Genomic DNA, 11,690 nt, shown 5'->3' on the forward strand with positions numbered 1-11,690 from the left:
TACCCCTGGGCGGCTCACGGATTGCGTAGTTTGCGTTCGATGTTGCCGCACAGGGTGTGTATAAAACCAATGTCCCGTTCCGGCAACAGTGGAAGTCGCTCGAACACCCACTGCGACAGCTTCTCGTCTGCGGGCGCCTCCAGTGCCGGAAGCAGGGTCTCCAGCCGGGTGCGCAACGCCCCCAGACTACTGTCGGGTGCCGCTGGCCTGGCCGCCCGCACCGCAGGCTTCAGTCCTGAGAGCTCCCAGGCGTAAAGCATGACGGCCTGTGACAGATTCAGTGACGGGTAGGGCACCGCCATGGGAAAACCGGTCAGCAAATCGCACAGGGCCAGTTCCTCGTTCGCCAGTCCCCTGTCCTCGCGCCCGAATACCAGGGCGGCCGTGGCGACGGATCGACCCTTGTTCTCCAGTGCCTGTGCCAGCGCGGCTGGCTCGTGCCAGTCCTGCCGTTGATGGCGGGGTTTGGCTGAGGTGCCCATCAGCAGTTCCGCGGAGTTCCTAACCGCGGCCAGATCAGGGAAAATGCGCGCGTTATCCAGAATATGATCGCTGCCGTGGGCCAGCCAGTGGGCCTCGGGGCGGGTGTGCAGGTCGGAATTGACCAGCCACAGGTCGGCGAAGCCCATGGTGCAGAGTGCACGGGCTGCAGCGCCGACGTTTTCAGGAACTTTGGGTTCAACCAGAACAAAGGCCAGTTTCATGACGTTACCTCCGACGGCGAGTTTACACCAGGCCCCGGATTGTTTTTACTCGCGCTGGCAATCGGTGAATGACTGGCTGCTGGCAAAGGCGGGTTTCTGGCGCCCGGCACCGTTTATGGAGCCGAATCCGGTCTGGAGTCTGACTTATCCGGAGCTGGCGGACTGGCTGGAAAATCTGTCTGAGCAAGACTGTGAAACCTACCAGCAACAGCTTCCGCAACTGGCCGACGTCTTGTCCCGCTGGCTGCCGGGGCTTAACCGCTATCGGGAACTGGTGGCCCTGCCCGGGCTGGCCAGTGCTGAAGCTTGCAGGGATGCCGCTCTGCCCGAGGTGGCGGCGGTGGATATGCCCGGGCGCAAACGGTTGCAGGCCGGGGCCTTCTTGGCAGCAGTTGCCCCCCTGACACACCCGGTGCTGGACTGGTGTTGCGGTAAAGGGCATTTGTCACGCACGCTGGCCCGGCAAGGTGATATCGGCGTGCTCGGGTGGGAGTGGGACCCGGCGCTGGTTGACGACGGCAACCGTCTGGCCGGGCGCTTTCAGGATTCCGTGCGCCTTTGTACGCAGGATGTGATGGCACCGGAGCTGATATGGCCGAAAGGTCGGCAGGGGGTAGCCCTGCACGCCTGTGGTGACCTGCACCGGCGGTTGATGGCGCTGGGCAGTGCCGCAGGTGCGCCCAGATTAAGCTTTTCGCCCTGCTGCTACCACCTGACTGCAGCCGGAAAATATACGCCGATGGCGGCACGAACCCGGGCGTATCCGGGGCGCCTGGAGGTTAGCCAGAATGAGTTGCGGCTGGCGGTTCAGGAAACCGTGACCGCCCCGGCGCGGGTGCGTTTGCAGACCGGCCAGGCCAGTGCCTGGCGCCTGGGGTTCGATGTCTTGCAGAGGGCGTTGACCGGCAACCAAACCTATCTGCCCGTACCTTCGCATCCGGTGCGGCTAAATGCTGAAGGGTTCGAGGCTTTTTGTCGCTGGGCCGCAGAGCGGAAACAGCTGGCTTTACCGGCGTCGGTCGATTGGGCGCATTGGGAGCATCGGGGTTATCAGCGCCACAGGCAGGTACGCCGCCATGAATTGCTGCGCCATGTGTTTCGTCGCCCGCTGGAGCTCTGGATGGTACTGGATTACGCGGTGTATCTTGAGGAGCAGGGCTACCGGGTAACCCTGGGCCGGTTTTGTGATCGAAGCCTGACCCCCCGTAATCTGCTGCTGGATGCCGTGCGCGGTTGAACGAGCCTTGCCGCGAGAACCAGAAGAGGCGCCCGAAGGCGCCTCGTCAGATCAGCTGGCAGGATTATCGGCGCACCTGAATGCGGGCTTCAACCCGGCGGTTCTGTGCACGGCCTGCAGGCGTATCGTTGCTGGCGATCGGCTCAGCCTCACCATAGCCCACAGCACTTACGCGCGCAGGGTCAACCCCCAATGGGCCGGTCAGGCGGGCCGCAACTGCCTCTGCCCGTCGTTGTGACAGTGACTTGTTGTAAGCGGCTTTGCCGGAACTGTCGGCGTGGCCGGCAATCTCAACACGGGTGTCCGGGTATTTCTGCATGAAATCGGCCACCTGGCGGATTTCAGTGTCGTAGGCATGGTCGATTACCGAGCTGTTGTTGGGGAACTGAACCCGGAGTTCAATGGTTTCCACGGTCTCGGTTACGCCTTCACAGCCTTCGGCATCAACTTTGGCTCCGGCGGCAGTGTCCGGGCAACGATCCTGACTGTTTACAACGCCATCGTTGTCGCTGTCGAGTTCACAGCCACGGCGGTCTACCTCGGCACCGGATACTGTATCCGGGCACTGGTCACGGCTATCGGCGACGCCGTCACGATCGCCGTCGGGTTCACAGCCGGTGTTGTCAACGCGGGTGCCCGCAGATGTTCCCGGGCATTGATCCCGGTTGTCCGGTACGCTGTCACCGTCGCTATCGGCAGGCGGTGGCGGCGTTTTGGGGGCGGGTCCGGCAACGGTGCGGGCGAAGGCCCAGCTCAGCCCCAGCGACACCATGGTGTCAAAGGTGCTTTCATCAATGCCGTGGAATTCACGCAGGTCTGCCCGAATCGAGATGCCGTCGCTGACGTTGTACCGGAACCCTGCCCCGAGGTTTACCCGGGTCTCATCGTGATCGGTTCCAGCGGTGGTGTAGGAGATAGTGTCGCCCAGGCCGAACTTCGCATGGCCGCCACCCAATGAAACGTAAGGGTTCCAAGCGGCTTCAGGACCGGCGAAGTAGTAGGTGCCATCAAGGCGGATCTCTTCAAATTCGGACTCTCCCGCCACGTATTTGCGATCCGCGTCAGCCCGTGAGTAAACTGCCTCTAGCGCCCAGTGCGGCCGGAAACGGTACTCGATGCCAATTCCGAAAGTGCCGGTTTCGCTCAGATCTCGCTTGTCGTCGAACAGCTGAAAGCCTGCAAATGGATTCAGATAGATGGTTTCCTGGCGCTCGGCGAGCGCGGGAAGTGTAAGGGTCGTCGTAAGGGCGGCCAGAGCCACCGGGCGCATGATTTTCATGCCTAACCTCCTGTCTGGTTGTTATCTCCTGAAGCTGCCTGTAAAATACTCTATTAATTTGGCGAAACATCAGGTTACGGGCAATCTATGTGTGCCGATCGGGAAACACAAGTGTCAAATACAACTGTCCTTGTTCGGAATCAGATCACGTTTTTGATGGCGTGACCGGGTTACCGGGTTTCTGCCGAGAAATACAGGTGAGCGCTTTTTTTACTGAAGCTCAGGGTATCGCCATTGGCGAAGCAAACTTCAAATGCGCTTTCGTCTTCGGAAACCACGGTGCCTATACCAAAAATAGCATGTACGACACGGGTTTGTTGCCAGATTAGTTGTGTTTCAGTCGTGGTCTGCGGAACCTCACCCTGCAGGGTGAGCCCGGCACGCCGGGCATAACGCTGGCTGATCGGGGTAATCGGGCTGTCTAGCTTGAGGGCTTGGCCCGCCAGGGCATGACGGCTGTCCATGTGTTGCCCGAGTTCGCGACAAAGCTCGAAACACAGTTCACTGACGAAACGGCTCGGGCCCTGTTCACCAGCCAGGTGAGGGGTGGCCGGGGCAGGCCGGGTGATCAGGTGCAGACTGTGGCGGGTTCGGGTCATACCCACGTATAGCAGGCGGCGTTCGCTCTCCAGCAGTGCCCGGGCATTGTCCTGGGGGCGGGGGCTGTACGGCAGATATTTCTCCTGCAGGCCCGGGATGATCACCAGTGGCCACTCCAGGCCCTTGGTACGGTGAATAGTAGATAGCAGTACGCCTTCATCCTGCTGTGCACCGGCCTGTTGCTTGAGGTTGGCCAGGTGATCCAGCGTGGCGTCGGCATTCAGCCCCAGGCCCTTGAGGTAGTCCCGGAAGCCCTGAATGGTATCAATGCGTTCTTCGGCCGAATCGTGGGTCAGGGCCAGGCTGCGCAGGCCCTCATAGAGATCGGTGTGCTCGGCATAGACGGTCAGCAGGCCAGCCACCGGGCCCTGATGGCCCGCCAGTTGCTGCAGCACTTCGCCCAGTTTTTTCAGTTTCTTGGCCGCCATTGGCGCCAGGGCATCGAACTCCAGGCCGAGCAGCCGTTGGTGCCAGCCGTGATCCGAGGCGGCGAGAAATTGCGCCAGATTCTCCAGTTCCGGTTCTTTCAGCCCGACGTGGGGGAATCGTAGCAGCTGCCGTGCGATGTCCAGCCGGTCGGTATCGGCCAGCGTTGGTAAACGCCCGGTGACCACCAGCAGCAGGCCGGTAATGGCCTGGACTTCCCGGCTGAACAGGGCACCCTTGCCGGAGTCAATACGGTAGGGAATCTGCTCGGCCAGCAGTTTCAGTTCGATCGGCACGCTTTGACTCCAGACCCGGAACAGGATGGCGCCCTGTTGGCGCATGGCCTCTGGCTGCTGCGCCAGTATCCGGAGCACCTGGTCGCCGTCGTTGTTACTGCGGTGCAGTTCGATGTTGGTGGCCGGTGTGCCCGGATGGGCGTGGCACATAACGTCCCGGCGGCCGGTGTTATGGCTGATCAGATGGTTGGCCAGCAGCGCCACCCTGTGGCCATAACGGAAGGTGTAGCTCAGAGTCTGCTCCAGCGGGCTTTCGAATTCGTCGCTGAATTTGCGCAGGATGAACTCCGGCCGGGCACCCCGAAATTCGTAGATGGTCTGGTCGGGGTCGCCCACCACGGTTACCCGGGCCCGGTCGCCCGCCACGTAACGCAACAACAGGTGCTGGATTTCGTTGGTGTCCTGGTATTCATCCACCAGAATCAGATCCATCTTGTTACCCACCAGTCGTTGCAGGGGTGGGTTCTGGTGGATGGCCATGACCGGCTCATACAGCATATCGGCATAGCTGATGCGGCTGTGGCCTTTGCGCCATTGTTCAAAGCTGTGGAACAGGTCGATCAGGTAGCGGTGTTTGTCGGAAAACCCCAGTTCCTCGAAAACCACCTCGGCGGGCGCCAGCCCGGTTTTTACCCGGTCGATGAAACCGGTGGCGGTCTCGACAAACTCTTTCTTGTTGCGGCGGATTTCCCCCGCCAGCTCCTCTGGTGCCAGCCGACGGGTGAGCAGCCAGGCCTGGTAGCCGATTTCCTGATCGGTCAGAATCTTCTCGGAGAACCCCGGCAAATAGCCTTCCCGGACAAAGCGTTTGTATAACCGCAGCCCCATGGCGTGGTAGGTGCGGATTTCCGGCAGCGCCAGCCCGGATTGATCACATACCGAATGCAGTTTACGTTCGAAGTCTACCTTTGCGCTGCGGTTGAACATCAGCACCAGCATACGGTCGGGGTCGTGACCCTGGGTCAGCAGATAACGAATGCGCCAGGCCAGAGTGGAAGTTTTGCCGCTGCCCGCCACGGCGGTAATGACCGCGTGCTCGTAACCCGCGGTAATGATGGCGCGCTGTTCCTCGGTGAGGTAGTCGGGCAGGGGCAGAGTGTCTGGAGTCTGGGGTCTGGTTGGCATGGCCGGTATTGTACTGGCCAACTGGCAGCGCGGATAGCGCTCGCGCATAATCCGAGCAGGAACCCGGTGGTGCCCGGGCATGGACAGAACTTAAGACGGCATATGGAATTATCTGAACTTACTGATCTGCGCAGTCTGGTGGTTGCTCTGGCTAAGAGCGGCCAGCGCCGGTTGGTGCTGGTGGAAGGCGAGCCTGAAAGGTGCCGTACCCGGGCTGTCCGGCTGGTACAGACGCTGGCGGAAACAGATGGGCTCTGGGTGGGCGAAACTGTAGATGCTGAGCGCGCCGGTCTTGCCTGTACGAGTGCGCGCAAGCACCGGGCTTATCTTGGCCAGGAACTGTCGGTGCTGGTTTGGGATGGCTGGAAAGGCACACCCCCGAATGCCTTTGCAGCGTTATCCGGCGCCCTGCGCGCTGGCGGCCTGTTGATCTGGCTGATGCCACCACGGGCACGATGGGGCGGCTTTGCAGACCCGGATTATGCCCGCACCGGGCTGGATCAGGCGGATCATCATCCGTTTGCCGCTCGCCTGGCGGCAGTGCTGAGTGGTGATGCATGGGTGTTGCAGTTCGGTGAGGATTCAACGTGTTCGAAAGATGCCTTGGCCGAACTCTCGGGTAGCAAGTCGCCAACGGCTTTTCGAGTTCAAACGACACCGGAGCAGCAGCAACTGATTGAGCGCCTGGTGCGCACCGGGTTAGGCCGGCGGCGGCGACCGCTGGTGGTGACCGCCGATCGTGGCCGTGGCAAGTCGGCTGCGCTGGGGATTGCCGCTGCCCGGTTGTTGCAGTCCGGGCGGGAGCGGGTGCTGGTGACCGCGCCGTCAGCGGATAACGTCGCCACCCTGTTGCGTCATGCGGCCGATGAACTGGGAGCGCACCTGGCGCAGCAGTCTGCTACGGGCCTGACCACGACTACCGGGCAGGAAGTGTGTTATTCGCCACCCGCCGAGTTGCTGGATCAAAAGCTCCCTGCTGAGGTGGTCATGGTGGATGAGGCGGCCGGGATACCGGCACAGTGGCTGCGGGAGATGCTACTGGGCTGGCCCCGGGTGATTTTTGCCACCACGGTGCACGGCTATGAGGGCACCGGGCGTGGCTTCGCGCTGCGGTTTCGCCAGGTTTTGGATCGGGAAACACCGCATTGGCAGCAGCTTAATTTGAGTCAGCCGATTCGCTGGGCCAGTGGCGATCCGCTGGAACAACTGATCTCACGCCTGTTTCTGTTATCGGCGGATGCACCCGAGAACATGCCGGCGGCGGATGCGCAGGTTCAGATTGAACACTGGTCACCCGAGTGCGCCCCTGAGACGGAACTGACAGAGGCCTTTGGCCTGCTGGTAAACGCCCACTACCGCACCACGCCAGCCGATTTGCGCCAGTGGCTGGACGATCCGCGCGCGATGAGCTGGCGGGCGACCCTGAACGGGCGAACGGTCGGCGTGCTCTGGGCGACCCGGGAAGGTGGCTTGTCACCGGAGCTGGCGGAGGACGTGACGGCCGGAAAACGACGGGTGCGGGGGCACCTGCTGGCCCAGTCGCTGGCCAACCACGGTGGTTTTGCCGACGCCGCCCGGCTGAGAACCCTGCGGGTGGTGCGCATTGCTGTATCGGAATCACAACGTCGCCGGGGGCTGGGGCGGCAACTGGTGCAGGCGGCACGAATAGCCTGCCAGGCTGAGGGAATTGACACTTTGGGCACCAGTTTTGGTGGCGAAGTCGGGCTGCTGAGGTTCTGGCAAGGGTGTGGCCTTCAGGTGGTGCGCATGGGGTTGCGTCAGGAAGCATCGACCGGAGAGTTTCCTCTGCAGCTGCTGGCGGGCATCAGTGCCGAAGGCGAGCAATTGCAGCAGGCGTTGAGCCAGCGTTTTGCCCGCCATTGGCTGCGGCTGATGCCCGTACACTGGTCGACGCTGGAGCCGGAGCTGCTGTTGGCCATGGCCCGATCCCTACCCGGGCGAAAAGCGCTGGATCATCAGGACTGTCAGGATTTGCACCGTTTTGGCCACGGCTTCCGGGGTTATCAGCTGACCTTGCCGGTGCTTCAGGATGTATCCGCTTGTCCGTCTGTTTATGAGCAATTGTCTTTACAGGCAGATGCTGCTCTCTGGTGTCGCGCTGTGCTGCAGGGCTGGTCCTGGGCCCGCGTGCAACATGCCGGGCTTTGTCTTGGCCAGCGTGATGGCGAGCAGCGCCTGCGGGCCATGGTTCGGGCACTGATTCAGCAGAATCCGGAGTTGTGACAGTTGTGACCGGTTCGATTTAATTCTGGTCATGTCCTGAGCAGAATAGCTGCAGACTGCAAGCAAGAGGTTTTGGATCATGAGCAGGGACGCGAACAAACCAATAGCGTTAGTATTCAGTGTGGTTCTGGCGCTGTTGGCAGGGTGTGGCACGACTGGTTCAATGCCGAGCCAGCAGAAGCAACAGGCAACGCAGGTCACGGGAGATTTGCTCACGGCGGTGGTCGCCAACCGGGATCGTCAGGTGCTGAGCCTCTTGTCAGCAGGGGTTGCGCCGGATCAGCCTGGAGCCTCTGGCGAAACGCCGCTGATGCTGGCGGCGGCCAGTGGCAATCGTCGCATCGTACGTTTGCTGCTGGCTGCGGGCGCTAAGGTTAATGCGGTGGACAAAGATGGGTATTCGCCGGTGATGCATGCTGCGGCGCAAGGGCATTTGTCGGTGGTGCGGGCGTTATTGGCGGCTGGTGCCAACGTTAATGTCAGCCAGGATGGCGAATCTCTGCTGATGAAAGTGGTGGGCAGCGGAGACCTGCTGACGGCTGAAATGCTCTTGGCCGCTGGAGCGGATGTGCACTATCGGGGCGGTCAGGGCGTGACCGCACTGGATATTGCCCGCACCCGCGGCTTCCAGGAACTGGAAATGTTGCTGAGACAGGCAGGTGCGGGGCGCTGAATCAGAGCCTGTCCAGTGCCATCGGGTCGGTGGCGTCGTCCCACAGCGGCGGGAAGTGCCGCTGCACCACGTCTTCGGGTACCTCTGCCACGGTAGCGTAGGACCACTTTGGGGTTCGATCCTTGTCCACCAGCAGGGCACGAATGCCCTCGGCCAGATCCGCCCTGCGGGTGCATTCCCGGGCCATGGCCAGTTCCATCCGGAACACATCTTTCAGCGACATTTGCTGGCCTTTCTGCAACTGGTTCCAGATCAGCCAGGCGGTGACCGGGCAGCCGTTTCTCAGGGTATCGATACAGGCCTGCCACCAGGGGTCGGTGCTGCCGGAACCCAGCAGTTGATCCACCACTCCGGGCAGGGCATCGCCGGAACTTAGCCGGGCAATGGTCTGCTCGTGCTGCTCCAGATGCCCCGGCGCCAGCGCCCGATAGTCCAATGCCTCGGTCTGGTTTAGCAGGCGGAACAGACGGTTGTCGTCGGCGGCGGTTTCTCCGGTCCAGCGCTGATCCTGCAGGCTGGTTAACAGGTTGGCCTTCTGGTTGGGGTCAATCACCATATCTGCCAGGCCTACCCGCAAGGCATCGGTCACGTTCAGCCGGGCGCCGGTCAGCCCCATGAACAGCCCGAGTCGGCCGGGTAGCCGGTTCAGAAACCAGCTGGCACCCACATCCGGGAACAGGCCGATGCTGATTTCCGGCATGGCCATGGTGACGTCCGGAGTCACCAGCCGGTAGCGGCAGGCCGACAGCAGGCCGAGGCCGCCGCCCATAACGATGCCATGGGCTAGGCCCACCACCGGTTTCGGGAATCGGTGCAGGGTGTAGTCCAGGCGATATTCCGCGGTAAAAAAGCGCCCCGGGGCATCCTGGTCGCCTTCGCCGGTTAATGCGCCGTAAAGCGCCCGGATGTTGCCACCGGCACAGAATGCCCGGTCGCCCTCTGCCTGCAACACCACCAGGCACACTTTCGGGTCTGCTGCCCACTGCTCCAGCGCCTGCTGTGCCTGCTCGACCATGGTTTCGGTCAGCGCATTCAGGGTGCCTGGCGCATTCAGCGTCAGCAGGCCGATATGTCCTTCCCGGCAGGGCAGTTCCCGTACCTCTACTGACATGCTTCGGTTCTCCGGTATTTCAGGGATTTAATCGGTCGGATCTTGTGGTTTATTCGTACTGTCTTCCACAATGGCCAGGAGTAAAAGGGGACTATCGTCGCACGAAAGTCCTTGATCTATCACATTTGAGCTCGCACCCACGTGTGCTATAAGTGACATCTGACTTACTGACTGGTTTCATGCCGGAATGTAAACGTTAAAACGATGAGAGGGTAAACACAATGAATCTGAAGCATCTCGCAGTAGCAGGTCTGTTCGCCGCTGGCGCCATGGTACCGGTTGCCTCCATGGCCGCAGGTGATATTGCCGCAGGTAAGGCCAAAGCCGCCGTTTGCGCTGCTTGCCATGGCCAGAACGGTATTTCTCAGGTACCCATCTACCCGAACCTGGCGGGCCAGAAAGAGCAGTACCTGGTTGCGTCTATGAAGGCCTACAAAGCTGGCCAGCGCCAGGGCGGCCAGGCTCCGGTGATGCAGGGCCAGGCAACGGCTCTGAGCGATGCCGATATTGCCAATCTGGCAGCCTACTACGCCAGCCTTCCGGCTGACGGTAAGTAAGCTGGCGTATTGAGGTGCAGCTCAGGCTGCACCGCTGACGATCCGGTAGCAGGGCCGATAGGCTGCGCTGCCGGGCAGTTTCATCCGGTTCTGGGCAACAAACTGCTCCAGCATGGCTTCCAGAGGCTTGATCAGCGTCGGGTCTCCGGCAATTTCGAACGGCCCCTTCTGCTGTATCTGTCGAATTCCGCTTTCCTTGACGTTCCCCGCCACAATGCCGCTGAAGGCTTTGCGCAGGTTGGCTGCAATCAGGTGCGCAGGCTGCTCCCGATGTAATTCCAGGGCGCGCATATTGTCGTGATCCGGCTCGAACGGTAGCTGGAACACCGGGTCAATTTTTAGCATCCAGTTGAAGTAGTAGGCGTCCTGCATGGCCCGGCGGAAAGTTTCCACTTCCTTCATGCCGTCTTTCATGGTCTGGGCGACCCGCACCGGGTCATCGATGATGATCTCGTACTTGCTGGCGGCCTCGTCGCCCAGGGCATTGCGAATGAACTTGTCGATCATCTCGAAGTATTCGGCGTTCTCCTGGCGCCCGGTAAACACCACTGGGAAGGGCAGATCGGCATTGTCCGGGTGCAGCAGAATGCCCAGCAGGTAGAGGATTTCCTCAGCGGTACCCACGCCGCCGGGGAACACGATAACGCCGTGGCCACAGCGTACGAAGGCCTCCAGTCGTTTCTCGATGTCCGGCATGATCACCAGCTCGTTCACAATCGGGTTGGGCGCTTCGGCGCCGATGATGCCCGGCTCGGTGATGCCAATGTAGCGGCCGTTTTTCACCCGTTGTTTGGCATGGCCAATGGTGGCGCCTTTCATCGGACCCTTCATGGCACCCGGCCCGCAGCCGGTGCAGATGCTCAGCGCCCGCAGGCCCAGCTGGTGGCCGACATCTTTGCTGTACTGGTATTCGTCATGGCTGATGGAGTGCCCGCCCCAGCACACCACCAGATCCGGCTGGCGACCGGCCTGCAGCACCCGGGCGTTACGCAGGATATGGAACACCAGGTTGGTGAGGTCTTCCGGGTCATCCTTGCGGAACCCCGCCACGGAGCCGGGCAGAGAGTGGGTGTACACAATGTCCCGTAGCACAGAGAACAGGTGCTCGCGCATCGCCCGGAGCATTTCTCCGTCAACAAAGGCATGGCCGGGGGCATTAATCAGTTCCAGTTTCAAACCGCGGGGTTGCGGCACCAGCCGGACATCAAAATCGGCGTGGATTTCCAGCAGCTCCTTGCAGTCATCAAGCTCGATACCCGTATTGAGCACCGCCAGAGCACATTGCCGGAAGAGCCGGTACAACCCCCCTTCGCTTCGGTCCTTGAGGCGGTTGACCTCGAAATTGGAAAGTATTTCCAGGCTGCCCTCCGGAGAAACCAGGGCATTCATGGTGGATTCGGGTTCGGTCATCGGTGGTGGAGCTCCTGATTGTTTCGGC

General features: G+C 61.2%; 9 protein-coding genes. 4 read left to right on the top strand and 5 right to left on the bottom strand.

Annotated elements, in window-relative coordinates:
- Positions 1–14: 14 nt before the first annotated feature.
- Entirely contained in the window at positions 15–704 is a 690-nt protein-coding gene (locus C7H09_RS16050; protein ID WP_106764568.1) for a tRNA/rRNA methyltransferase, read from the bottom strand.
- Here C7H09_RS16050 and C7H09_RS16055 point away from each other — a divergent pair.
- The gene (locus C7H09_RS16055; protein WP_106764571.1) at positions 703–1,941 is read left to right on the top strand and encodes a methyltransferase; all 1,239 of its coding nucleotides are present in this window, start codon (positions 703–705) and stop codon (positions 1,939–1,941) included. The two genes, C7H09_RS16050 and C7H09_RS16055, sit on opposite strands and share 2 nt — an antisense overlap.
- Before the next feature lie 64 nt (positions 1,942–2,005).
- Here C7H09_RS16055 and C7H09_RS16060 read toward each other — a convergent pair whose 3' ends face one another.
- Both C7H09_RS16060 and C7H09_RS16065 read right to left on the bottom strand, forming a co-directional pair.
- Positions 2,006–3,220, bottom strand: coding sequence for an OmpA family protein (locus C7H09_RS16060; protein ID WP_106764574.1), 1,215 nt, complete (start codon positions 3,218–3,220; stop codon positions 2,006–2,008).
- A 170-nt stretch (positions 3,221–3,390) separates the two neighbouring features.
- On the bottom strand, positions 3,391–5,715 hold the full coding sequence (locus tag C7H09_RS16065; protein WP_106764576.1) for an ATP-dependent helicase: 2,325 nt from the start codon (positions 5,713–5,715) through the stop codon (positions 3,391–3,393).
- Positions 5,716–5,769: 54 nt separating this feature from the next.
- Here C7H09_RS16065 and C7H09_RS16070 point away from each other — a divergent pair, with 54 nt between their 5' ends.
- Positions 5,770–7,911: a tRNA(Met) cytidine acetyltransferase TmcA gene (locus C7H09_RS16070; RefSeq protein ID WP_106764578.1), complete on the top strand. Its 2,142-nt coding sequence runs from the start codon at positions 5,770–5,772 to the stop codon at positions 7,909–7,911.
- A 79-nt stretch (positions 7,912–7,990) separates the two neighbouring features.
- Entirely contained in the window at positions 7,991–8,584 is a 594-nt protein-coding gene (locus tag C7H09_RS16075) for an ankyrin repeat domain-containing protein (RefSeq protein ID WP_106764580.1), read from the top strand.
- Between the two features lies 1 nt (position 8,585).
- Here C7H09_RS16075 and C7H09_RS16080 read toward each other — a convergent pair whose 3' ends face one another.
- A complete protein-coding gene (locus C7H09_RS16080) occupies positions 8,586–9,695 on the bottom strand; it encodes an enoyl-CoA hydratase/isomerase family protein (RefSeq protein ID WP_106764583.1) in 1,110 nt (369 codons plus the stop codon).
- A gap of 221 nt (positions 9,696–9,916) precedes the next feature.
- Between C7H09_RS16080 and C7H09_RS16085 the strand changes: the two genes are divergently transcribed.
- The gene (locus C7H09_RS16085; protein ID WP_106764585.1) at positions 9,917–10,252 is read left to right on the top strand and encodes a c-type cytochrome; all 336 of its coding nucleotides are present in this window, start codon (positions 9,917–9,919) and stop codon (positions 10,250–10,252) included.
- Between the two features lie 21 nt (positions 10,253–10,273).
- Here C7H09_RS16085 and ppnN read toward each other — a convergent pair whose 3' ends face one another.
- Positions 10,274–11,662, bottom strand: a complete 1,389-nt coding sequence (ppnN, locus tag C7H09_RS16090; protein ID WP_106764588.1) for a nucleotide 5'-monophosphate nucleosidase PpnN — start codon at positions 11,660–11,662, stop codon at positions 10,274–10,276.
- Positions 11,663–11,690: the final 28 nt, after the last annotated feature.

The sequence above is a fragment of the Marinobacter fuscus genome (genome assembly GCF_003007675.1).
Taxonomy (GTDB): Bacteria; Pseudomonadota; Gammaproteobacteria; order Pseudomonadales; family Oleiphilaceae; genus Marinobacter; species Marinobacter fuscus.

What these genes read in the sequence shown, in the direction of transcription:
- C7H09_RS16055 (WP_106764571.1), top strand. Translation starts at nt 703, where the DNA reads ATGACGTTACCTCCGACGGCGAGTTTACACCAGGCCCCGGATTGTTTT.
- C7H09_RS16050 (WP_106764568.1), bottom strand. Translation starts at nt 704, where the DNA reads ATGAAACTGGCCTTTGTTCTGGTTGAACCCAAAGTTCCTGAAAACGTC.
- C7H09_RS16060 (WP_106764574.1), bottom strand. Translation starts at nt 3,220, where the DNA reads ATGAAAATCATGCGCCCGGTGGCTCTGGCCGCCCTTACGACGACCCTT.
- C7H09_RS16065 (WP_106764576.1), bottom strand. Translation starts at nt 5,715, where the DNA reads ATGCGCGAGCGCTATCCGCGCTGCCAGTTGGCCAGTACAATACCGGCC.
- C7H09_RS16070 (WP_106764578.1), top strand. Translation starts at nt 5,770, where the DNA reads ATGGAATTATCTGAACTTACTGATCTGCGCAGTCTGGTGGTTGCTCTG.
- C7H09_RS16075 (WP_106764580.1), top strand. Translation starts at nt 7,991, where the DNA reads ATGAGCAGGGACGCGAACAAACCAATAGCGTTAGTATTCAGTGTGGTT.
- C7H09_RS16080 (WP_106764583.1), bottom strand. Translation starts at nt 9,695, where the DNA reads ATGTCAGTAGAGGTACGGGAACTGCCCTGCCGGGAAGGACATATCGGC.
- C7H09_RS16085 (WP_106764585.1), top strand. Translation starts at nt 9,917, where the DNA reads ATGAATCTGAAGCATCTCGCAGTAGCAGGTCTGTTCGCCGCTGGCGCC.
- ppnN (WP_106764588.1), bottom strand. Translation starts at nt 11,662, where the DNA reads ATGACCGAACCCGAATCCACCATGAATGCCCTGGTTTCTCCGGAGGGC.